This is a genomic window from Nitrobacter vulgaris (genome assembly GCF_002028545.1).
GTDB lineage: Bacteria > Pseudomonadota > Alphaproteobacteria > Rhizobiales > Xanthobacteraceae > Nitrobacter > Nitrobacter vulgaris.
This window is the reverse complement of the sequence record NZ_MWPQ01000026.1, coordinates 99,986-121,748: the sequence shown is the minus strand read 5'-3', so window position 1 is coordinate 121,748 and position 21,763 is coordinate 99,986. Positions and strand designations below refer to the sequence as shown.

Here is a 21,763-nt window from a genome sequence, read left to right as displayed (position 1 = left end):
CATCAGACATTGGAAGCACCTTTCTCAGGTTCGCAACACGAGGACAGCGCGGCGACGGCCGGATTGCACACCTCGGGATGGCCCTGGCAGCAGTCGCGCATGAGGAATTCGACAAGATTGGAGAGCGTCACTAAGGCCGCGCTGTAGATGATCGACCGCCCTTCGCGCCAAGATTCGACAAGCCCGGCCTGTTCGAGATGACTCAGGTGAAAGGACATGCGCGAGGAGGATGCGCTGTCCATCGCTTCTCCGATGGCGCCAGCGGACATCCCTTCGCGACCCGCTTTCACCAGAAGACGGATGATGCGGAGCCTCGTTTCTTGCGCGAGCGCGGCGAAGGCGTCAAGCGCCTGTCTTTCGTGCATTGTCATCTCAATATTTCAATTATTATTGAAATATCAAATACACGAGAAATTCGTGGTGCGCCAGTCCTTCTGCGGCAATTCCAACTTCAAGTGCCGCCTTCAGCGGATCAAGCAGGGCTATGGATGGTTTTAGGTTTTATGCGGGTTTCCTGGATTTTCGCTGGTACGATCGCCACCCCTAGTTAAAGGCTACGAGGTCGACCAGATCGCCAACGACATCGGCATGTCACGGCAGAACGTCGAGCATTACATGCACTTCCGCGATCAGATGAAGGTCGGTGCCGACGGTCAGAAACGGCTGCAATTAATCGTAAATAGAGAGCCCATCTGAAGGGTGTCCCTACCCCTCTCGTGCTGTGGTAATAGTGGCGTCTCTTTCCGCCCTATGGGCTAGACCACGAACATTGAGGCGGCTATATCACGCGAGCAAATAGCCGGGCTTACAAAACTTTTGAGCGACATTGCAAAACTTTCCGAAAAAAGAAAGTTAAAACAATCGCTTAATTGGGGAATGGTGTAACGGTAGCACAACAGACTCTGACTCTGTTTGTCTAGGTTCGAATCCTAGTTCCCCAGCCAGTTACCCCAACCAGGATTGAATCGCGTTCGTCGGGGCGCAATGGCTCCGAGCGGCACAGATCGATCCGCGCGGCTAGGATGTGCCCGCGCTCCCTGGAATTCTATCGGCACCGCCTTCAGGTAAACGAATCTTTAAGCCCCAGGGCGCCGCCTGCCGCCCTCACTGCCGAATTTTGCAATAAAAACAGCAAGAAGAAAAACAGGTTGCGCCCAATTGAGACAGTCGCCGCGCATGGCAGATCTAGGGACGTGATCGATACCTTCGGCTTAACAGTTTTTTGCAATAACCCGTGCGAGCATTGAAGCTGCAGCAGCACACGACACAAGAAATGTGATCAGAAAAATGCTTCATTCGACTACCGCAAGCTCCTTCGGACGTGTCATTTCCGTACGGGGATCACAGGCGCGCGTGGGTATTTTGAGGACCGGCCGCATGTCGCCGGCAGCGACCCGCGCGACCGTCGGCCGGTTCGTCAGCCTGCGCAGCATGACCTCCACGATCGTTGCGATGATTACGGAGGTCTCCTGCGAGAATCTGCCCTCTGATGAGTTCATGGCAAGCGCCTCGGTCGATCTGCTTGGCGAAATCCTTGACAGCTCCGGTCCCCGCCCGCGTTTCCAGCGCGGCGTCACCAACTATCCGGCGATCGATGATCTAGCGGACCTGATCACCAATCAGGAGCTCCGGACCATTTACGCGCCCAACGGAGCGGATCAGATCGATGTCGGTACGTTGCAGCAAGATCAATCCGTCAAAGCCTTTGTCGACGTCGAAGAAATGCTCAGCAAGCACTTCGCCGTACTTGGCTCGACCGGCGTCGGCAAGTCGAGCGGCGTTTCGCTGCTCATCAACGAGATCGTGAGATCGCGCCCCGATCTCCGCATCTTCCTGCTCGACGTACACAATGAGTACGGCCGCTGTTTCGGCGATCATGCCCTCGTGCTGAACCCGCGCAATCTGAAATTGCCGTTCTGGCTGTTCAACTTCGAGGAAATCGTCGACGTTCTGTTTGGAGGCCGACCCGGCGTGCCGGAGGAGCTCGATGTTCTTGCGGAGGTGATCCCGATTGCGAAGGGAATCTATACGCAATATCAGCACGCAGATCGTGCCAGCCTCAAACGTATCGATCCCAAGAGCGTCGGCTTCACGGCCGACACGCCGGTGCCTTATCGACTGGTCGACATGATGTCGCTGATCGACGAGCGCATGGGCAGACTGGAAAACCGCTCGTCGCGTATCGTCTACCACAAGCTGATCTCACGCATCGAAACCGTGCGCAACGATCCCCGCTACGCCTTCATGTTCGATAACGCCAACGTCGGCGGCGACACCATGGCCGAGGTTGTCAGCCTGCTGTTCCGTCTGCCTGCCAACGGCAAGCAAATGACGATCATGCAGCTTGCCGGCTTTCCCGCCGAGGTTGTCGACTCCGTGGTATCGGTTCTCTGCCGCATGGCGTTTGACTTCGGTCTATGGAGCGATGGCGTCTCGCCGCTGCTGTTCGTTTGCGAGGAAGCGCACCGCTATGCGTCGGCCGACCGAAGTATCGGCTTCGGCCCCACGCGCAAGGCGATCTCCCGTATCGCCAAGGAAGGCCGCAAATACGGCGTTTATCTTGGTCTGGTCACGCAGCGCCCGGCCGAACTCGACGCCACCATCATTTCCCAGTGCAACACGCTATTCACGATGCGTCTTGCCAACGACCGCGACCAGTCGCTCTTGCGTTCGGCGGTCTCGGATGCGGCTGCTAACCTGCTCTCGTTCGTGCCGTCGCTCGGAACCCGCGAGGTGCTGGCTTTCGGCGAAGGCGTCGCGCTTCCCACCCGGCTGCGCTTCAAGGAAGTCCCGGCGCACCAGTTGCCCCGCAGCGAAGCCAAGATCTCGACGGTGCCGTCGGCCAGTCGCGGCCAGGATATGCAGTTCGTGGATGCCGTTCTGGAGCGCTGGCGCGGCGCGACCTCGCATCGCGATGCGCCCCATGATCCCGCCCCCATGGCGCCCATGGAACGACCCGCGTTACGCCCGCTGGACGCGCCGATGCTGCAGCCGTCTCTTAGCCTCGATCCCGACCGCTTCTCGTTACTGAAAAGGCCGTTGCGATAGAACGTGTAGCGACATCGCCCCCTCTTCGCGACGCCGTCACCAACATGCACCCGAACGACGGGCTTTTTCTGATGGGAGGTTGCCCAAACAGGAGCAGCCAGCGGCTACAGCGCGACAGCGGGAGCGTCTGGTTCCTTGATTTTCAGCCGCGGCCAAGACGACTTTCTGTGTCAGGATCGGGCGCGACGTGATAAATATATAGGAGCTTGTGGACCAAGCACCGATGAGAAAACAGCGGCCCAAGGTGTCGGAGGAAGAGCACGTGGTGCTCCAGTTCCGGCCGCGTGGCCGTGCGGGATTGCCGAGGCACCGCCCCCCGGCGGGGAATGCCGCAGATGCCCGCTCGCCAGACAAGGCTGACGATGCGTCGCCGCGTCGACCTTCTCGCGACCAACCCGACGACTTCAGCCACCGGATGCTGGCAAACGCGGCCGCAATGGCTTTCACGATTGCCTTGATCGCCATCGGACTGTGGTTGGCCAAGAACATCGCCGATCTGCGCAACATTCAGGATTGCGCCCAGATGGGGCTCCGGGGTTGTGCACACATCTCAACACCCCCACCGTAGACACGGCAACGATAGAAAACATACTGATTCGGCTATGGAATACGGCTTCATCCAATGCCCGCCACCATTGAACTCGGGACAGCGCTCCGATATATGGGCTCGGCACGAAGGACCGGACCTTGCGGGGACGGCGTCGGCGTCGTACGCCTATGTGGCGTACCTACTCTTCAATGTATCAAAGGCTTAGCGATGTCTTCCACATTCGATCGGGTCGCCACCATTATTGCGGAAACCTGCGACATCCCACGCGATACGATTACGCCCGAGAGCCATGCCATTGATGATTTGGGGATCGACAGCCTGGACTTCCTCGATATTGCTTTTGCGATCGACAAGGCTTTCGGAATCAAGCTCCCGTTGGAGAAATGGACCCAGGAAGTCAACGACGGTAAGGCGACTACCGAACAATACTTCGTCCTGAAAAACCTCAGCGCGCGCATCGACGAGTTGGTCGCCGCCAAGGGCGCGTAATCACGCGGTCATGCACCTCGAATATTTCCATTTGATCGATCGCATCACCGACCTAAGGACGGAAGAGCGATCGATAACCGTCGAAGCGCAGGTTCCCCGGGAAAGCACCATCTTCGAGGGACATTTTCCGGGACACCCTCTGATGCCCGGCGTGCTTCTGATCGAGTCGATGGCGCAAGCCTCCGGCTGGCTGTTGATCGCGCTGACCAAATTCGAGCGAATGCCCTTTCTGGCCGCGGTTAAGGAAGCCAAGATGAGGACGTTCGTTACACCTGGCGAATTGTTGACGATCGAGGCCGCCGTCATTCACGAAGGCTCCGGTTTCACCATCACCAGTGCGAAAGTCAGCGTCGGCGGAAAGCCGAAATGCAATGCGACGCTGACGTTCCGTCAGGTACCTTTTCCTAATGACGACTTGCGTGGCTACATGGAGACCATGGCCAAACGCATCGGGTTTCCGCAACAGATGTTTGCTCATGGCTGAGACAGCACCGCTTTCAGCGCCGATCGAAACCTGGATAACCGGCATCGGACTCGCCACCTCGCTTGGCGAAGGCCTTGATGCTCATTGGGAGGCGTTGAGTCATCGGCGTATCAATGCCGACGAGAAGAGCTTCGCACCCTACGTCGTTCATCCGCTGGCTCCGGTCAATTTCGATACTCAGATTCCGAAAAAGGGTGACCAGCGCCAGATGGAAGCCTGGCAGCGCATCGGAACGTACGCGGCGGGACTGGCGCTCGATTCCGCCGGCGTCAAAGGCAACACGGATATACTGGCGCGGATGGACATGATCGTCGCCGCAGGCGGCGGCGAGCGTGACCTTGTCGTCGACGCCGGAATTTTGAACGCGGAAACGAAGGGCAACTTCGCGCCCGGCTATCTCAATGAACGGCTGATGAGCGACCTCCGGCCGACACTCTTCCTGGCGCAGTTGTCCAACCTTCTCGCCGGCAACATCGCCATCGTGCACGGCGTTACCGGCTCGTCGCGCACATTCATGGGCGAAGAGGCTGCCGGCGTCGATGCGGTGCGCATCGCGCTCGCACGAATTGCAGCCGGTCAAAGCGACATCGTTCTAGTCGGCGCTGCCCATAACGGCGAGCGCAAGGATATGCTGCTCCTCTACGAGTTCGGCGACTTCAACCTGAAAAACGAATACGCGCCGGTATGGGCGCGCGAGCACAACAGCGGTTTCGCGCTCGGATCAGGCGGCGCTTTTCTGGTGATTGAATCCCGCCCCCATGCCGAGGCCCGCGGCGCCAAGCCGTTTGCGCGCCTAACCAATGTCGTCGCCGATCATTCACGGCGCAAAAGCTCCGGCGACACCGCATCAACGTTGGAATCGCTGTGGTCGAAACTTGGCGGCCGCACGAATGCCACCGCGATCATCACGGGCGCCACCGGCGCCGAGCCGGCCACCTCGGAAGAGCGTGCGTTCCTCCGTGCTCATCCGGACATCCCGGTCCGCGCGACCGGAACAATGTTCGGTCACACCATGGAAGCGCAGTTTCCGCTGGGTCTCGCCATCGCCGCGCTATCGCTGTCGCGCGGCGCGTTGTTCGCACCTGCCCATCCATCAGGCGAGGAGATTGATATGTCCAGGCCGCCGACCCAGATTGTCGTGATCGGAGCCGGACACTGGCGCGGCGAAGGCATGGCGCTGGTCGAGGCGATCAGCTGAGCCGACTTAAGGATTCGACGGGGAAACCATGACCGCAATGCGCGACAAATCCGGCAGGCCCGTCGTCGTCGTCACGGGTATGGGCGTCGTGACGTCTCTCGGCTCCGGCAAAACCGACAACTGGGCCAGACTTTGCGCGGGTGAATCCGGCATCAGGACAATCACACGTTTTCCGACCGACGGCCTGAGAACCACGATGGCAGGGACCATCGATTTCGTCCCGGTCGAGCCGTTCACGTCGACCGATCTCTCGGAACGGCTTGCGGATATCGCGACCGAAGAAGCCATCGCCCAGGCTGATATCGGCAGCGCCGGCGATTTTCCGGGCCCGCTGTTTCTCGCGGTCGCCCCGGTCGAACTCGAATGGCCGCAGCGTCACGAACTCGGCCGCCTCATCGGCTCGAATACCGAGATCGACTACGATCAAATACTGCGGGTCAGCGGCGGCGGCGCGTTCAAGCGGTATCACCGCCGCTTCCTGTTCGGCTCCGTTGCCGATCATCTCGCCGACACCTTCGGCACCAAGGGCTCGCCCATCTCGCTCTCGACGGCTTGCGCATCGGGAGCAACTGCAATTCAACTCGGGGTCGAAGCGATCCGCCGCGGCGAGGCCGAGGCAGCGCTGTGCGTCGCGACCGATGGCTCGGTCAATCCCGAGGCGCTGATCCGCTTCTCGCTGCTGTCGGCGCTGTCGACCCACAACGATCCTCCGCAGGCCGCGGTAAGGCCGTTTTCCAAGAACCGCGACGGCTTCGTGATGGCCGAGGGCGCGGGCGCGCTGGTACTCGAAAGCTTCGAGGCGGCGACCGCCCGAGGCGCGAGAATCCTCGGCATCGTGGCGGGATGCGGCGAGCTCGCCGATTCCTTCCACCGCACGCGCTCGAGCCCCGACGGCAAACCGATCATCGGATGCGTTCGCAACGCGCTGGCAGACGCCGGCGTGACCACCGAGCAGATCGATTACATCAATGCACACGGCACCGGCACGCCCGAAAACGACAAGATGGAATATCTCGGCATCTCAAGCGTATTTGGCGAGCGCGCCAGGCAGATCCCGGTATCGTCAAACAAATCCATGGTCGGTCATACCCTCTCGGCGGCGGGGGCCGTCGAGGCGGTGTTTTCGCTCCTGACGCTCGAGCACCAACGCATACCGCCGACCATCAACTATGACGTACCGGACCCGGCGATCCCGTTCGATGTCGTTCCCAATACAGCTCGCGATGCGCGCATTACCACCGTGATGTCGAACTCGTTCGGATTCGGTGGTCAGAACGCGTCGCTAATCCTGGCGCGCGAACCGGTGTGACGGCCAGTTCTGATGCCCCCCCTCCTCCTTCGAACCCGCGCCCGACTGCGCGACGTGGTCAAACCCGTGAGTGGAGCCGCTATCGGCGCATTGACGATCGGATTGTTGCGAGCGACGCGCTATTTCGATCCGATCAAAACTGCAAATCTGTTCGGCCGGATCACGCAGAAGATCGGACCGATGCTGCGCGAGCAGAAGATCGGTCGCGCTAACCTCACCGCGGCCTTTCCCGAAAAGTCATCAGACGAAATCGAGAGGATTCTGACCGGAGTATGGGACAACCTTGGCCGGATCGGCGCGGAGTTCGCTCATCTCGATCACGTCTGGGATCTTGATCCTGACCGTCTTGGAAACGGCCGCGTCGAAATCGAGCCAAAGAGCAAAAAGCTATTTGAGCGACTACGCGACGACGGCAAGCCGGCGCTGATTTTCGCAAGCCACCTCGGCAACTGGGAGCTGCCTGCGGTCGCCGCCGTCGCGCATGGGCTCAATGCGGCAATTTTGTATCGCCGGCCGAACATCGCATCGGCCGATCGCGCAATCGAACAATTGCGTTCTGTCAATATGGGGACGCTGATCCCGGCAGGTCGCGAGGCTCCGTTCAAATTAGCGCAAGCGCTGCAAAACGGTCAGCACGTCGCCATGCTGGTAGACCAGTATTTCACCAACGGCGTCGACGTCACCTTCTTCGGGCGAAAGACCAAGGCTAATCCCACGCTGGCGCGTCTCTTGCGGCAGATCGAATGCCCGATCCATGGCGTGCGGATCATCCGCCTGCCGGACCATCGCTTCCGTGCCGAATTGTCGGACGAGATTACACCGGCGCGGGATGCAAACGGGCAGATCGACGTGCAGGGAACGATGCAGGTCATCACCTCGGTGATCGAAGGCTGGATCCGCGAATACCCCGATCAATGGCTGTGGCTGCACCGCCGCTGGCGCTAGAGCATTTTCCGGCTAGGTGGAATCCGGTTAGCCGCAAGAAAGTGTCCTGCTACCACCCTGTCTTTGCGCGCGTCCAGAGTCTGTTGATCGAACGTTGCGTTGCAGGATCGCGCGAAGTGATGACGAACAGCCGTTTCATCACGGCCTTGTCCGGATAGATCGTTTTGTCATTGAAGATTTTCGGATCGATAAGCTTCTGGCTGGCCAAATTGCCATTGGCGTAAGACAGGAAGTCGGAATTCTTCGCCGCGACGTCAGGCCGATAGAGATAATTGATCAATTCATAGGCTTCAGCGACGTTCTTGGCATCCATGGGAATGGCCAGATTGTCGAAGAACATCTGCGCGCCTTCTTTCGGAATCGCATAGCCGATCTCGACACCGTTATGGCTCTCCGCCGCGCGGCTTCGGGCCTGCTTGATATCGCCGGACCAACCGACGACCAGGCAGATCTCGCCAGTGGCAAGGCCGTTCAAATACTCCGAGGAATGAAATTTTCGGACATAGGGCTTGATCTTACTAACGAGAGCCGCCGCCTGTTCGAGATCGTTCTTTTTTGTCGAATTCGGATCGAGGCCCAGAAAGTTGAGCGCCGCAGGCAAGATATCATCCGCGGAATCGAGCATCTGAATGCCGCAGTCCTTGAACTTTGCGAGCTTGTTCGGATCGAAGATGATATTCCAACTATCGATCTTGCCGTCGGGTCCAAGAATGCGCTGCACCGCTTTGACGTTGTAGCCGATGCCGGTCGTACCCCACATGTAGTTCGCGGCATACCGATTGTCGGGATCGTACACTGCGAGCTTCTTCGCCACCTCCGGCCAAGCGGAGGCCAGATTCGGCAGCTTCGACTTGTCTAATTTCCGAAAGGTATTCGCGCCGATCTGACGCTGTAGGAAGTATGCCGTTGGCACCACGACATCATATCCCGACTTGCCGGCAAGGAGCCGCGTTTCGAGCGTCTCATTGGCGTCGAAGGTGTCGTAGACCACCTCGATTCCGGTTTCCTTAGTAAAGGCCTCGAGCACACCCGGCGCGATGTAGTTCGACCAATTGTAGAAATTGACGACTCGCGCGGCGGCATCGGCGCGCGGTGTCGACAACACGCCCAGGCCCAGCGCGAACGCGGCGACAACAGAAATCCATGTGTATCGATTTTGAATCATCGCTTGCATCGTCCTAAAGAGCATGCATCGCGTCGGACAAGCGCTCCAGCGCGCTGTCGAGCGTGGCATCCTTCTTTGCGAAACAGAAACGCACGACCGAGGTGATCGCATCCCGTTCATAAAACGCGGAAACCGGGATCGCCGCGACCTTATAGTCCGTCACGATACGCCTGCAGAAAGCCTGATCGGTTTCATTGAGGCCGAGCGGCGCAAGGTCCACCGTCAAAAAATAGGTTCCCTGTGAGGGCAGTACGGGAAATCCAATGTCTTCAAGACCACGAGTCAGACGGTCCCGGCGTCGCGTCAGCTCGCGGCGCATCTCGAAAAAGAAATCGTCGGGCCTGGTGAGGCCGTAGGCAACCGCAGCCTGAAGATTGGGTGCCGTCGTGAAGGTGAGAAACTGATGCACCTTCGCGGTGACCCGCAGCAGCGGCGGCGCGGCGCAGACAAAGCCGATCTTCCAGCCGGTGAGCGAAAATATCTTCCCGGCCGAGCCAATTTTGATAGTGCGTTCGCGCATACCGGGAATGGTGATCAGCGGAAGATGCTCGCGGCCATCGAAAACGACGTGCTCCCAGACTTCATCGCAGATCGCGACCACATCGAACTCCTGGCAAAACCGCGCCAGCAACTCCAGATCCTCACGCGGATAGACCACCGCGGCCGGATTGAGCGGATTGTTGAAAAGCACCGCCTTCGTCTTGTGCGTGAAAGCGCCGCGCAACGCATCCTCCGTGATCCGCCAATGCGGCGGCTCCAGACGAACCAGGCGCGGAATGCCGCCGGCCTGCCTGATGATCGGGAGATAGGAGTCGTAGACCGGCTGGAAAACGATGACCTCGTCGCCAGGCTCGACCATGGCAAGAATGGCGCTGGTCAACGCTTCCGTGCCGCCAGAGGTAACCATAACCTCGGTCGCCGGATCGACCGAGAGGCCATGCCAATGGTGGTAGTGAGCGGCGATCGCCTGCCGCAACTCCGGAATTCCCATCATCGATGGATATTGATTGTAGCCGTCGAGAACGGCGTCTGCCGCCGCGCGCCGGATATCCTCCGGACCCGGATCGTCGGGGAAACCCTGCCCGAGATTGATGGCATCGTTATCACGCGCAAGCTGCGACATGGTCTCGAAAATGGTAACCGGCAGGTCGGCGAAGACCTTGTTCATCGAGAGTATCAACTCTCAGCCGCCAGGCCGCGTCGGCAATCCTGCCGCCTTCCATCCAAGAATCCCGCCAGCGAGATGCTTGTCGTAAGCAAGACCTCCCTCCTGCGCCGCCAGCGAAGCAGTCACCGAGCGCTTGCCGGAGCGGCAGGCAAACACGACCTGCTTGCCTTGCGGGTCGGGAATCGCCGCAGGATCAAAGGCCGACAGAGCGACAACGGCCGCGTCCGGAAAGGCCTCCGCCGCGACCTCGTTCGGCTCGCGCACGTCGACCAGCAGGTAGCGGCCATCGGCAATGCCTTTCGATACCTCTTCCGGCGACAAATCGTGAACTACAAAATTCTGATCCGCCAACGCACTCTCCCTTGCGCTTTTGCATTGGGCGTTCGCCCGCCGCTCGTCCGCTTTCCGGCCGCGCAAGGTCGCCCCTTGCGCCCATAAAATCAAGCGCCGCCAGACTCTAAATGATGACCTGCGTTCCCACCTCGACAACGCGTCCGGTCGGAATCTGGAAATAATCGATCGCATCGTTGGCCGACCGGCTCAGCGCGATGAATAGCCGATCCTGCCAGGCAGGCATTCCCGAGTGCGCGGAAGCCTTCAGCGACCGGCGCGAGACAAAAAACGAAGTCGACATGATATCGAACTGCCAGCCAAGCTTGCGCGCGATCACCAAAGCTTTCGGAACATTCGGCGATTCCATGAAGCCGAAGCGGAGGGTGACGATCGAGAACTTTTCGCTGATGTTTTCCATGCGCACGCGCTCGGTGGGATCGACGCGGGGCGTTTGCGCGGTTTCGATCGTCAGGATGACATTGTGTTCGTGAAGAACCTTGTTGTGCTTCAAATTGTGTAGAAGCGCAGTGGGCACGAAATTGGGATCGCTGGTCAGAAACACCGCTGTGCCCTTGACGATGTGCGGCGGCCGCTTTTCAAGGCTTTGAATGAGATCCTGAAGCGGCACCTCAATACGCCTGGTTTTTTTGATGAGAATTGCCACGCCGCGGCGCCATGTCCATATCAGCACCACCATGGCGATGCCGAACAAAAGCGGCACCCATGCCCCATCAAACAGCTTGAGCAGATTGGCGCTGAAAAACATCACGTCGACAATGACAAGCGGGACGACCAATGCGACCGCGGTCGCTGCATGCCAATTCCAAAGCTTCCGGACGACGACAAAGCCCATGATGCCGTCAGCGACCATCGTGGTGGATACGGCGATACCGTAGGCGGACGCGAGGCCGCTGGAGGTGCGGAATAACAGCACCAGCATCAGCACACCGATCAGCAACAGCATGTTGACGCGCGGCAGATAAATCTGACCGGCATGGGCCTCGGATGTGTAGCGCACCTCGAAGCGCGGCAGCAGGCCGAGCTGCACCGCCTGACGGATCAGCGAATAGGCGCCTGTAATGACTGCCTGACTGGCGATCACCGTGGCGGCGGTCGCAAGAATAACAAGCGGCAGGATCAACGGCGCGGGTGCCAGACGGTAGAAGGTGTTGTCGATGGCGTCGGGATGGGCGAGGACCAGCGCCCCCTGTCCGAAATAGTTCAGCAGCAGCGATGGCAATACCAGACAGAACCAGGCCACCTGAATTGGTTTGCGACCGAAGTGGCCGAGATCGGCGTACAACGCCTCGCCGCCCGTGACCGACAGAAAGACCAGGCCCATGATGACGAGGCCGAGCACACCGTGATTAAGCAGGAAGTGAATGGCGTACCAGGGATTCACCGCCAACAGCACATTCGGATCCTCGTGAATGTGCAGAACGCCGAGGACTGCAATCGTCACGAACCACAGCGCCATCACCGGAGCAAACGCCGAAGCAACCCGCGCGGTGCCGTGGCTCTGCACCGCGAACAGCATAATCAGAATCACCACTGTCAGTGGAACGACGTAATCCTCAAGCCCCGGCGCGGCGAGTTTTAATCCTTCGACAGCGGACAACACCGAGATCGCCGGCGTAATCATGGAATCGCCGATGAACATTGAGGCGCCGACCACGCCGAGCGCCAGCAGAAGCAAACTCCGCCGCCCCAGCGCTCGCTGCCCGAGTGCCATCAGCGACAGCGTTCCGCCCTCCCCGTTGTTATCGGCACGCAGCAGCAGGAGAACGTATTTCGCAGTCACGACGATAAAGAGCGACCACAGGATCAGCGACAGCACACCGAGCACGATCGCAGGCGTCACCACGCCCTGTTGCGCGGCGTGATCGACCGCCTCGCGGAAAGCGTACAAGGGCGACGTTCCGATATCGCCGAAGACCACGCCGATGCTTCCGAGCGTTAACGCCCAAAGGCCGCTCGTCTTCGCCGGAGCTTCGCCTTTGGCTCCGGCAATTGGATCGCTGACGGCCATGGTATCGTGCCAACGCTCTGATGATGGTTTTGATCCGGGCTATCGCGCACAAGCACCGGTCCGTCAATCATCGAATAACATTGACAGTCCGCCACCAACCTGCCCGGCGGCCGACAACTTCGTCCGGTAACATAATACTCGCGGCAAATCAGGGTTTCAAATTCGGTGGCAACGGAGGAGGCTCGCGCATCAAGGTAATGGTCACGCGCCGATTTGCCGCCAGTGACGGATCGTCCGGAAACAAAGGCATGCTGTCCGACTTGCCCGATACTGCGAAGATATGACTCGGAGGTAGCCCTTCCCGCTCAAGGATCTGACGAACAACGTTGGCGCGGTCCGCCGACAGGTCGAAGCCGTCATAATCGCTGCGCATTGCGATGAAGTTCGCAGCCGTATGGCCGGTAACTGAGATCCGAAACGGCGTCGCCGCGAGCGGAGCCGCAAGCTTACTGATCAGCATCCGCGTCCGCTCATAAGGTTGTTTTGAACCCTCCGCGAACATGGACCGGCCATCCTGGTCAACGATTTCCAGGTTGAGGCCTTCCTTGGTTTCCTCGAACATGATGTGTTTGGAGAGCTCTGTCAGTTCCGGCATATCCTGCAGCGCCTGTCGCAGCGACGCGGACGCAAGCGCGAACTCGCGATCCGTCTTGAGGCGAGCGCCGGCAGTCTTGGAACGCTCCTGTTCATCGGGGGTCGGGGTCGTGGAGGTTTCATCCGGCGGGACGCGCGCGGCGTTCTTCAGCTTGGGCCGCGTCGGCAGCCCATCCGATTCGATGATGCCGGAATATCGCACCTGGGTCTGGGAACCGAAGGCATCGCGCATCGAGCCCGCGACGATCTTGAGCTTTTGATTATCCATCGTGGAGAATGCGACAAGCATCACAAAGAAGCTCATCATAAGGCCCATCAGATCCGCGAACGTGACGAACCAGCCGTGCCCTCCGCCATGCGCATCGCCGCGCTTCTTTTTGGCCATCGCTGGTTTCCCGACTAGAGCCTTTCCGCTTCTGAAAGAATCAGAAGCGTGGCTCTATGATTTTTGATCTGACGCGTTGTCTTCACGCGAACCGGTATCCATTCTTGAAAACGCCTAGGCTGGAACCGGCTCGCCTTCTTCGTGGCGATGCTTTTCCGGCAAATAGGCCAGCAGCATTTCGCGCACCAGCGCCGGGCTCTTCGAATCCCGGATCATCAGGATGCCGTCTATGATCAAGGTACGATTGGTTTCCTCGTCCAGCAGCTTGCCGTGGAGCTTATCCGCGATCGGCAGGCAGAACAGGTTGGCGACGAGCGCGCCGTAAAGCGTCGCGAGCAGCGCGGTCGCCATGAACGGCCCCAGCTTGGAAGGATCGGTCATGTTGGCGAACATCTGCACCATGCCGATCAGCGTGCCGATCATGCCGAACGCCGGCGCGCAATCGCCAATTGCGCGGTAGATCTTGCTTCCCTCATCGAGGTGCATGAGAAAATTGTCGCGGTCGCGCTCGAGATTGTCGCGGATGAATTCAAGGTCGTAGCCGTCGGCGACGAAGCGGATTCCCTTGGCGAGGAACGGCTCGTTGGTCTCGACTTTCTCCAGACCTACCGGTCCCTGCTTGCGAGCGATCTCCGCAATCCGCGCCAGCTCATCGACAAGGTCGCGCGCCGACAGCCTGCTCATGGTGAAGGCGAACTTGGCGCCGAGCGGCAGGCCGTGCAGAATCGCACCGAGCGGGAAGCGGATCATCGTCGCAGCGATCGAACCGCCGAAAATGATGATCATTGCATGTTCGCTGACGAACATGTGCAGATCGCCACCCATGAAGATCATCATGGCGACTACGAGCATGCCGAAGGCAAGTCCGGCACCGGTCATGATATCCATGATGAACCCCACGCGTACTCGACCGGCCATCCTGGACGGCGGCGCGAACCGTTCTGAGTCACGCCTGGACACCCTAGCTTTTGCGCCATTAAAGACCCGTTACCGGAAAGGTAACTGTTGCCAATGTGTTAACGTCGAACCACAGCAGCTCTAGACAAGAGATCAACGATGCCGTGGTGTCTTGTGCGGTGGCCGCGCAGCCGGTCGGGGAATAGCGCTGGGGACCTATAGTGTTTTCGAGCGAAGCATGTCCTGGGGCTTGACCCGAGGATGGACACCGGTTCGCGTGAAGAAAAACGCGCTAAAGCCCCCGCATCCCATCTTCGATGGATAGATTGCCCGGTCGCCGCCGGCGACCAACGATCACTGAATATTTCCGCTCAAGCGCACAATGGTCCGGCTGCCCGACTGCTTTCTGCAGGGTTTCTCAATGCGGACGGGAAGACCGGTTGTCTGGCTTGCGCTGCCGGACCGGAATGGTGGGCGAGCCAGCCTCGGCGGATGGCGAGGCTGCTCCCGCGGATAACGGCGCATCGGGAAACGTTTCCTGCACGGCCGCCTTGAGATCCTGATCACGATAGGATTTCCAACCGATCGGAAGGGTCAACAGAAAAATAATCGAGCCGAAGGAGAGGACAACCCAAGGGTAACTGATCAAGAGCGCGATGAAGAATACCACCGACACGAATACCGGCAGCACGAGCTCCGGCTGCACCCGCATCCCGACCGCCTTGCCGGAAAAGACCGGCAGCCGCGACACCATGAGGATCGCGATTAGCAACGTGTAAAACGCCGTTAATACAGCGGGGGGCTGCGGTATGCCGAGAAACGAAAGATAGATCGGCAGAAGCACCGCGATCGCACCCGCCGGCGCGGGAACGCCGGTGAAGAAATTCGCAGCGAAGGCCGGTTTGTTCGGATCATTCATCGTCGCATTGAAGCGGGCGAGCCGCAGGCCGCCGCTGATCGCAAATATCATCGCTGCGATCCAGCCAACATTGCTGAGATCGTGCAACTGCCAGAAGTAGAGGATCAGGCCGGGCGCTACACCGAAATTGACGAAGTCGGCGAGACTGTCGAGTTCGGCGCCGAACTTCGACTGGCCCTTGATCATCCGAGCCACCCGTCCGTCGAGCCCGTCGAGCACGGCCGCGAATACGATGGCCGCGACCGCAAGCTCCATCCGTCCCTCGGTCGAGAGCCGGATCGCCGTTAGTCCCGCGCAAATCGCAAGCAGCGTGATGAAATTTGGCACCAGCATCCGTACCGGGATCGGACGAAACCGGCGGCGGCGCATCTCGGATGATTTCGGGTCGTATGACGTGTGCACGTCCCCCATATAGGAAGGCCTTGCCGGGGCTGCCATCCGCTAGGCACCCCGGCAAGGTACTCAATGGTCAACTGGTTCGAAAGGTCCGACTGCCGTCTGTTTGCTGGAAATCCGCCAACACCGTCTCGCCGGCGACCGCGGTCTGGCCTTCGGACACCAACAATTGCGTCCCCTCCGGCAGAAAGACGTCCAGCCGCGAGCCGAACCGGATCAGCCCGAAGCGTTCGCCCGCTTCGACCGTCTGTCCCTCATGCACGAAAGAGACGATACGGCGCGCAACCAGCCCCGCAATCTGGATCACGCCCACCGGCCCGTTATTCGGCGTTGAGATCACGAGTGCGTTGCGCTCGTTGTCCTCACTCGCTTTGTCGAGTTCGGCATTGATGAATTTGCCCGGGCGATAGGCAATCCGTTCGATCCGCCCCGCGACCGGACTGCGATTAACGTGGCAATTGAACACGCTCATGAAAATCGAAATGCGCTGCAGCGGCATCTCGCCAAGCTCGAGTTCGGCGGGCGGTACAACCGAAGCGATCATCGAGATTCGTCCGTCCGCGGGCGAGACGACAAGACCCTCTCGGATTGGCGTCACACGGGCGGGATTGCGGAAGAAAAGCGCACACCAAATTGTCAGCAGCGTTCCGATCCAGCCCAGCGGGCTCCAGATCCAGAACAAGATGATGGTGGCCAATGCAAAGCCACCGACGAAGGGATACCCCTTCGGATGAATCGGCGAAATCTGCGCTCGCACGGATCTGGCGCTGGAGCGAACGGATTTCGCGATGGATAGGAGAGTCTGTCGATCTATGGGCATGAGCACCTAATGATATGGAATGAACCTGAGGTGAAGGTGACTTATGAAAACACGATCGACCCTCGATCAGCACCGTTTGGTCCGATGCCTGATTCGGGAGGGTCACCTTGGACCTATTCTACCCCGCCGCGGCGGTTGGCGCCACCAGGGGATCGTCCACAGGAGGTGGGGCGCGATTCGGGGTGCCCTCGTCCTCGCCGATCAGCGCAAGCCTCTCCCGCGCCTCCTCGGCCTCACGTTGCCTATTCCACATGCTCGCGTAAAGACCCTCCGCTGCTAGAAGCTCGACATGGGTTCCCCGCTCGGCAATTCGCCCCCGATCAAGCACGATGATCTCGTCGGCGCCCACAATGGTGGAGAGCCGGTGCGCGATCACCAGCGAAGTCCGGTTGCGCGAGACTCGTTCGAGAGCCTCCTGGATTTCGTGCTCGGTGTGGCTATCGAGCGCCGACGTCGCCTCGTCCAATACGAGGATGGGGGGCGCCTTCAGCACCGTGCGCGCGATCGCCACGCGCTGCTTCTCGCCGCCGGACAATTTTAGTCCGCGCTCGCCGACCTCGGTCTCATAGCCTTTAGGCGACATCCTGATGAAGTCGTCGATTTGCGCCGTTCTGGCGGCGGCCTCGACCTCCTCGTCCGACGCGTCCCAGCGGCCATAGCGGATGTTGTAGCGGATGGTATCGTTGAACAGCACGGTGTCCTGCGGCACCATCCCGATCGCCGCGCGCAAGGACTCCTGCGTAACGTCGCGGATATCCTGACCGTCGATCAGGATACGGCCGCCAGAAACGTCGTAAAGGCGGAACAGCAACCGCGACAGCGTCGATTTTCCAGCTCCCGAAGGCCCTACGATGGCCACCGTTTTTCCCGCAGGTACATCGAACGTCAAACCCTTGAGGATCGGGCGGTCCGGATCGTAGGCAAACCGCACATCCTCAAACCTCACCGACCCCCGCTCGATGCGTAGCGGTTGCGCACCCGTACGATCCTGCACCTCCGCACGGCGGGTCAGCACAGCGAACATCTTTTCGATATCGATGATCGCCTGCTTGATCTCGCGATAGACCATACCCATCAGGTTGAGCGGCTGGTAAAGCTGAATCATCATGGCATTGACCATGACGAAATCGCCCACCGTATGAGTGCCATTGCGCACGCCGAGCGCGCACATAATCATGACGGCCGTCAGCCCGGCCGTGTAGATCACCGCCTGCCCCGCGTTCAGAACCGCCAGCGACGTATAGGTCTGCACGCTTGCCGTCTCGAAGTGCTCCATCGACCGGTCATAGCGCTTTGCTTCACGCGTCTCGGCGCTGAAATACTTTACCGTCTCGTAGTTCAAAAGCGAATCGATCGCCTTGGTGTTGGCATCGGAGTCGGAATCGTTCATCCGGCGGCGGATTTCGATACGCCATTGCGTCGCCTTGTAGGTGAAGGCCATGTAGACCATGACAGTCACCAGCGTCACCAGAACGTAGCGCCAGTCGAATTGCCAAAGCAGTACGCCCGTGAGCAATCCGACTTCGACCGCCGTCGGAACAAGCTGAAGGATGACGAGCCGCACCATCTCTTCGATGCCGTTGCGACCCCGCTCGAGCACGCGCGTCAACCCGCCGGTCTTGCGTTCGAGATGAAACCGCAGCGACAGCTCGTGCATGTGGACGAACGTCCGATAAGCCAGCCTGCGCACCGCGTGCATCGCGACCTTGGCAAAGATGCCGTCGCGCCATTGGGTTAGCAGCGCCATCAGCACACGGACGGAGCCGTAAGCCAGCGTCATCGCGAGCGGCGACACGATCAGCCACATCGCCCAGTTTTCGGGCTGAACGGGCGCACTTCCTGCGCCGTTCAACGCATCGACCGCCCATTTGAACGTGAAAGGAACGACCAGGGTCGCGACTTTTGCCGCAAGCAACAGCGCCAACGACCATACCACGCGCATCTTCAGGTCGGCGCGGTCTCCGGGCCACATATAGGGCCACAGATGCAAGAGCGCCCTGCCGAGGGTCGCGTTCCGGGTGGGGTCCGCTGAAGGTTTCGCCGGCACGGTTGCCTGATGGAAAGCCGCCTCAGGCATCGCTGAGGCCTGAACCCGGAAATGGCGTCCGCAGCCGCAAATATCGTCTAGTCGAGGTCATATATCCAGGTCATATAGAGCGTTTGGATGCTGCATGCACCCTTACCCGGCAATTCTTTTCGCTACGGAGGCCACCCGCCGGCACTTGACCCCGTGCCGGCAATAGCCGAGCCTTGACGCTGCAATTGTTCTGGGCCACATCGATTCTATGAACACCATCAAAACGGTCTGTGTCTATTGCGGCTCAGGTCCCGGTACAAATCCCAATTTCGTCGAAGCTGCCGTTGATTTTGGTAGAGCTCTTGCCCGGAACAAGGTCGGGCTGGTCTATGGCGGCGGCTCGGTCGGCCTGATGGGCGCCATCGCGACCGCGACCCTCGATCACGGCGGAATCGTCACCGGCATCATTCCGGATTTCCTGACCGCACGCGAACATGCGCTGTCGCGCGTGCAGGAGATGATCGTCACCCGCGATATGCACGAACGCAAGCGCCTGATGTTCGAGCGCTCGGACGCGTTCGTCGCTCTGCCAGGCGGGGTCGGCACGCTGGAGGAGCTGGTTGAGCAGCTCACCTGGCAGCAGCTCGGACGACACAGCAAGCCGATCATGCTGGCAAATGTCGACGGTTTCTGGGAGCCGCTGCTCGCTCTGCTCGCTCATATGAGGGATACCGCCTTCATCCGACCCACGCTCGCAGTGAATGTCCTGCAGGCCGACCGGGTGGAGGACATCCTGCCGAAACTCCGCATCGCCGCGAGCGGCACGCTGGACTCGAAACACATGCCGGCCGACGTCGCCGACCGACTATAACTAAACGGCAACGGGATCGTTTACGGTGACGCGCCGGACTTCACCAGCTTGTAAAAAACCGAATCCATCAGGGCCTGAAACGACGCATCGATGATATTGGGCGACACGCCGATCGTGGTCCAGCGCTCGCCCTCCTCGTCCTCGCTCTCGAGCAGTACCCGCGTCACGGCTTCCGTGCCCCCGTTGAGGATACGCACGCGATAATCGATCAGCTTCAGCCCCTCGATGTATTTCTGATATTTGCCGAGATCCTTGCGCAAGGCGACATCGAGCGCGTTGACAGGACCGTTACCTTCGGCAGCCGAAATCAGGGGCCGGCCGTCGACCCTGACCTTCACGACCGCCATCGCAACAGTGATGCGCTGACCGTGGGAATTGTAGCGCTGCTCGACGTTGACATCGAACTGCTCGACGTCGAAATACTCCGGCACGCGGCCGAGCGTGCGCCGCGCCAAGAGGTCGAACGACGCGTTCGCGGATTCGTAGGCGTAGCCCGCCGCCTCGCGCTCCTTCATCTCCTGGATCAGCCGCCCGAGCTTCGGATCGTTCCTGTCGAACGCGATGTTGGCGCGCTCAAGTTCGGCAAGCACGTTTGAACGGCCGGCCTGATCCGATACCAGCACCTTGCGGCGGTTGCCGACCGATTCCGGCGGGACATGCTCGTACGTCGCAGGATCCTTGAGGATCGCAGACGCATGAATGCCGGTCTTGGTAACGAACGCGCTTTCGCCGACGTAGGGCGCATGCCGGTTCGGCGCGCGGTTGAGCATATTGTCGAGCGTGCGCGATGCCTGCGTCAGAGCCGCAAGCCGATCCTCGGTTACCCCGATGTCGAAGAGGTCGGCGAATTCTTTCTTTAACTTCAACGTCGGTATCAACGAACAGAGATTGGCATTGCCGCAACGTTCGCCGAGGCCGTTCAAGGTGCCCTGAATTTGCCGCGCCCCTGCGCGCACCGCGGCAAGGGAATTGGCGACCGCCTGCTCGGTGTCATTATGGGCGTGGATACCGAGATGGCTGCCGGGGACGTGCCTCGTCACCTCGCGAACCGTCGCCTCGATCTCGTTCGGCATGGTGCCGCCATTGGTGTCGCACAGCACCACCCACCGCGCGCCAGACTCGTAAGCCGCCATGGCACAGGCCAGCGCGAACACCGGGTCTTCCCTGTAGCCGTCAAAAAAGTGCTCGCAGTCCACCATGACCTCGCGGCCAACTGCCTTGGCTGCCTTCACGCTGTCGCGGATCGACGCCAGATTTTCGTCGTTCGTGGTTCCGAGCGCGACCCTGACCTGATAGGCGGACGATTTCGCGACAAAGCAGATCGCATCCGCCTCGGCCTCGATCAGCGCGGCCAATCCGGGATCGTTGGAGGTAGATCGGCCAGGACGGCGCGTCATACCGAAAGCGGTGAACCGCGCATGACGGAGCGTTGGCTTCTGCGAAAAAAACTCGGTATCGGTCGGATTGGCGCCGGGATAGCCGCCCTCGACATAGTCGATGCCGAGATCGTCCAGCATCTTCGCGATCACCTGCTTGTCCTGCAACGTGAAATCGACGCCGTTGGTCTGGGCGCCGTCCCGCAACGTGGTGTCGAACAGATAGAGGCGTTCGCGGCTCATGCCGCCCCTCCCTCCGCCAGCGTTTTCTTCATCGTGGTATTGGCCAGCCACTCGTCGCCGATCGTCACCGAATTGCGTTGCATCGCGACGTAGCCGCGCTTGGCGAAGAATCGCTCCGCCGTATCGCTGGCTTCCACGGTCAGCGCCGTGGCGCCGCGCGCGCCGGCAAGCTTCTCAAGCGCATCGCATAGCGCGGTCGCAACCCCATGCCTCGCCGCGCTCGGATGCACATAGAGCATGTCGATGTGATCGGCGCCCTTGAGCGACGCAAAGCCAACCGGCGAACTCTGAAGCGTCGCCACCAGCGTCAGTTCGCGCGCGAGCCGCGCGCCGAATTTGTCCTCATCATCCGCAGCGGCAGCCCAGGCAATCTGCTGCGCCTCGTTATAGTCATCGCCGGTGAGCTCCTCGATGCTTGCGACGAAGATCGCCGCCAGCACGGGAACATCGGCAGGCAACATCGGCCGCAGCGCGGGTTTGAGAAGCGCCTGTCCCATCGCGTCAGAACACTCCGAACAGACGGGCGA

At 60.0% G+C, this 21,763-nt stretch carries 20 protein-coding genes and 1 tRNA gene; 9 read left to right on the top strand and 12 right to left on the bottom strand.

The features are described from left to right. Window positions 1-2: 2 nt before the first annotated feature. On the bottom strand, window positions 3-365 hold the full coding sequence (locus B2M20_RS06680; RefSeq protein WP_079446306.1) for an ArsR/SmtB family transcription factor: 363 nt from the start codon (window positions 363-365) through the stop codon (window positions 3-5). A 505-nt stretch (window positions 366-870) separates the two neighbouring features. On the opposite strand from B2M20_RS06680, the gene B2M20_RS06675 reads away from it, so the two are divergent. The 8 genes from B2M20_RS06675 (at window position 871) to B2M20_RS06640 (ending at window position 8,023) form a co-directional block, all read left to right on the top strand. Next, window positions 871-944 (top strand) — tRNA-Gln (locus B2M20_RS06675). Between the two features lie 343 nt (window positions 945-1,287). Next, the gene (locus B2M20_RS06670; RefSeq protein WP_079446305.1) at window positions 1,288-3,048 is read left to right on the top strand and encodes an ATP-binding protein; all 1,761 of its coding nucleotides are present in this window, start codon (window positions 1,288-1,290) and stop codon (window positions 3,046-3,048) included. A gap of 223 nt (window positions 3,049-3,271) precedes the next feature. After that, window positions 3,272-3,616, top strand: coding sequence for a hypothetical protein (locus B2M20_RS06665; RefSeq protein WP_079446286.1), 345 nt, complete (start codon window positions 3,272-3,274; stop codon window positions 3,614-3,616). 189 nt (window positions 3,617-3,805) lie between these two features. Beyond that, on the top strand, window positions 3,806-4,087 hold the full coding sequence (locus tag B2M20_RS06660; protein WP_011510017.1) for an acyl carrier protein: 282 nt from the start codon (window positions 3,806-3,808) through the stop codon (window positions 4,085-4,087). Between the two features lie 10 nt (window positions 4,088-4,097). After that, on the top strand, window positions 4,098-4,571 hold the full coding sequence (locus tag B2M20_RS06655; RefSeq protein WP_079446285.1) for a 3-hydroxyacyl-ACP dehydratase FabZ family protein: 474 nt from the start codon (window positions 4,098-4,100) through the stop codon (window positions 4,569-4,571). Further along, the gene (locus B2M20_RS06650) at window positions 4,564-5,769 is read left to right on the top strand and encodes a beta-ketoacyl-ACP synthase (RefSeq protein ID WP_079446284.1); all 1,206 of its coding nucleotides are present in this window, start codon (window positions 4,564-4,566) and stop codon (window positions 5,767-5,769) included. The genes B2M20_RS06655 and B2M20_RS06650 overlap by 8 nt, the downstream gene beginning before the upstream one ends. A 28-nt stretch (window positions 5,770-5,797) precedes the next feature. Next, complete coding sequence (locus tag B2M20_RS06645; protein ID WP_079446283.1) at window positions 5,798-7,078, top strand: beta-ketoacyl-ACP synthase; 1,281 nt, start codon at window positions 5,798-5,800, stop codon at window positions 7,076-7,078. Between the two features lie 12 nt (window positions 7,079-7,090). Further along, entirely contained in the window at window positions 7,091-8,023 is a 933-nt protein-coding gene (locus B2M20_RS06640) for a lipid A biosynthesis lauroyl acyltransferase (RefSeq protein WP_079446282.1), read from the top strand. 49 nt (window positions 8,024-8,072) lie between these two features. On the opposite strand, the gene B2M20_RS06635 is transcribed toward B2M20_RS06640, so the two are convergent. The 9 genes from B2M20_RS06635 to B2M20_RS06595 all read right to left on the bottom strand — a co-directional run bounded on the left by B2M20_RS06635 (window position 8,073) and on the right by B2M20_RS06595 (window position 18,806). Continuing rightward, a complete protein-coding gene (locus B2M20_RS06635) occupies window positions 8,073-9,188 on the bottom strand; it encodes a polyamine ABC transporter substrate-binding protein (protein WP_087881130.1) in 1,116 nt (371 codons plus the stop codon). Between the two features lie 13 nt (window positions 9,189-9,201). Then, the gene (locus B2M20_RS06630; RefSeq protein ID WP_087881129.1) at window positions 9,202-10,356 is read right to left on the bottom strand and encodes an aminotransferase; all 1,155 of its coding nucleotides are present in this window, start codon (window positions 10,354-10,356) and stop codon (window positions 9,202-9,204) included. 15 nt (window positions 10,357-10,371) lie between these two features. Continuing rightward, window positions 10,372-10,707: a rhodanese-like domain-containing protein gene (locus tag B2M20_RS06625; RefSeq protein ID WP_079446303.1), complete on the bottom strand. Its 336-nt coding sequence runs from the start codon at window positions 10,705-10,707 to the stop codon at window positions 10,372-10,374. Between the two features lie 106 nt (window positions 10,708-10,813). Beyond that, a complete protein-coding gene (locus B2M20_RS06620; RefSeq protein WP_079446280.1) occupies window positions 10,814-12,718 on the bottom strand; it encodes a potassium transporter Kup in 1,905 nt (634 codons plus the stop codon). A 148-nt stretch (window positions 12,719-12,866) separates the two neighbouring features. Further along, on the bottom strand, window positions 12,867-13,697 hold the full coding sequence (locus tag B2M20_RS06615; RefSeq protein WP_079446279.1) for an OmpA/MotB family protein: 831 nt from the start codon (window positions 13,695-13,697) through the stop codon (window positions 12,867-12,869). Window positions 13,698-13,811: 114 nt separating this feature from the next. Further along, window positions 13,812-14,585 carry a motility protein A gene (locus tag B2M20_RS06610; protein ID WP_079446278.1) on the bottom strand — a complete coding sequence of 258 codons (774 nt, stop codon included), beginning with the start codon at window positions 14,583-14,585 and terminating at the stop codon, window positions 13,812-13,814. Between the two features lie 427 nt (window positions 14,586-15,012). After that, a complete protein-coding gene (gene pssA / locus B2M20_RS06605; protein ID WP_244553442.1) occupies window positions 15,013-15,924 on the bottom strand; it encodes a CDP-diacylglycerol--serine O-phosphatidyltransferase in 912 nt (303 codons plus the stop codon). A gap of 58 nt (window positions 15,925-15,982) precedes the next feature. Beyond that, window positions 15,983-16,729 carry a phosphatidylserine decarboxylase gene (locus tag B2M20_RS06600; protein WP_079446277.1) on the bottom strand — a complete coding sequence of 249 codons (747 nt, stop codon included), beginning with the start codon at window positions 16,727-16,729 and terminating at the stop codon, window positions 15,983-15,985. 118 nt (window positions 16,730-16,847) lie between these two features. After that, window positions 16,848-18,806, bottom strand: a complete 1,959-nt coding sequence (locus B2M20_RS06595; protein ID WP_079446276.1) for an ABCB family ABC transporter ATP-binding protein/permease — start codon at window positions 18,804-18,806, stop codon at window positions 16,848-16,850. A gap of 208 nt (window positions 18,807-19,014) precedes the next feature. Between B2M20_RS06595 and B2M20_RS06590 the strand changes: the two genes are divergently transcribed. Then, window positions 19,015-19,617 (top strand): LOG family protein, encoded by a 603-nt coding sequence (locus tag B2M20_RS06590; protein ID WP_079446275.1) that lies wholly within the window; start codon window positions 19,015-19,017, stop codon window positions 19,615-19,617. Window positions 19,618-19,637: 20 nt separating this feature from the next. On the opposite strand, the gene cimA is transcribed toward B2M20_RS06590, so the two are convergent. Then, window positions 19,638-21,236 carry a citramalate synthase gene (cimA, locus tag B2M20_RS06585; protein WP_079446274.1) on the bottom strand — a complete coding sequence of 533 codons (1,599 nt, stop codon included), beginning with the start codon at window positions 21,234-21,236 and terminating at the stop codon, window positions 19,638-19,640. Then, on the bottom strand, window positions 21,233-21,733 hold the full coding sequence (locus tag B2M20_RS06580) for a GNAT family N-acetyltransferase (protein WP_079446273.1): 501 nt from the start codon (window positions 21,731-21,733) through the stop codon (window positions 21,233-21,235). Before B2M20_RS06580 ends, cimA begins: the two co-directional genes overlap by 4 nt. Between the last annotated feature and the right edge of the window lie 30 nt (window positions 21,734-21,763).

Bases quoted from the DNA above. Each gene is read 5' to 3' on its own strand.
- B2M20_RS06680 (WP_079446306.1), bottom strand. From the start codon at position 365: ATGCACGAAAGACAGGCGCTTGACGCCTTCGCCGCGCTCGCGCAAGAA.
- B2M20_RS06670 (WP_079446305.1), top strand. From the start codon at position 1,288: ATGCTTCATTCGACTACCGCAAGCTCCTTCGGACGTGTCATTTCCGTA.
- B2M20_RS06665 (WP_079446286.1), top strand. From the start codon at position 3,272: ATGAGAAAACAGCGGCCCAAGGTGTCGGAGGAAGAGCACGTGGTGCTC.
- B2M20_RS06660 (WP_011510017.1), top strand. From the start codon at position 3,806: ATGTCTTCCACATTCGATCGGGTCGCCACCATTATTGCGGAAACCTGC.
- B2M20_RS06655 (WP_079446285.1), top strand. From the start codon at position 4,098: ATGCACCTCGAATATTTCCATTTGATCGATCGCATCACCGACCTAAGG.
- B2M20_RS06650 (WP_079446284.1), top strand. From the start codon at position 4,564: ATGGCTGAGACAGCACCGCTTTCAGCGCCGATCGAAACCTGGATAACC.
- B2M20_RS06645 (WP_079446283.1), top strand. From the start codon at position 5,798: ATGACCGCAATGCGCGACAAATCCGGCAGGCCCGTCGTCGTCGTCACG.
- B2M20_RS06640 (WP_079446282.1), top strand. From the start codon at position 7,091: ATGCCCCCCCTCCTCCTTCGAACCCGCGCCCGACTGCGCGACGTGGTC.
- B2M20_RS06635 (WP_087881130.1), bottom strand. From the start codon at position 9,188: ATGATTCAAAATCGATACACATGGATTTCTGTTGTCGCCGCGTTCGCG.
- B2M20_RS06630 (WP_087881129.1), bottom strand. From the start codon at position 10,356: ATGAACAAGGTCTTCGCCGACCTGCCGGTTACCATTTTCGAGACCATG.
- B2M20_RS06620 (WP_079446280.1), bottom strand. From the start codon at position 12,718: ATGGCCGTCAGCGATCCAATTGCCGGAGCCAAAGGCGAAGCTCCGGCG.
- B2M20_RS06615 (WP_079446279.1), bottom strand. From the start codon at position 13,697: ATGGCCAAAAAGAAGCGCGGCGATGCGCATGGCGGAGGGCACGGCTGG.
- B2M20_RS06610 (WP_079446278.1), bottom strand. From the start codon at position 14,585: ATGGATATCATGACCGGTGCCGGACTTGCCTTCGGCATGCTCGTAGTC.
- pssA (WP_244553442.1), bottom strand. From the start codon at position 15,924: ATGGGGGACGTGCACACGTCATACGACCCGAAATCATCCGAGATGCGC.
- B2M20_RS06600 (WP_079446277.1), bottom strand. From the start codon at position 16,729: ATGCCCATAGATCGACAGACTCTCCTATCCATCGCGAAATCCGTTCGC.
- B2M20_RS06595 (WP_079446276.1), bottom strand. From the start codon at position 18,806: ATGCCTGAGGCGGCTTTCCATCAGGCAACCGTGCCGGCGAAACCTTCA.
- B2M20_RS06590 (WP_079446275.1), top strand. From the start codon at position 19,015: ATGAACACCATCAAAACGGTCTGTGTCTATTGCGGCTCAGGTCCCGGT.
- cimA (WP_079446274.1), bottom strand. From the start codon at position 21,236: ATGAGCCGCGAACGCCTCTATCTGTTCGACACCACGTTGCGGGACGGC.
- B2M20_RS06580 (WP_079446273.1), bottom strand. From the start codon at position 21,733: ATGGGACAGGCGCTTCTCAAACCCGCGCTGCGGCCGATGTTGCCTGCC.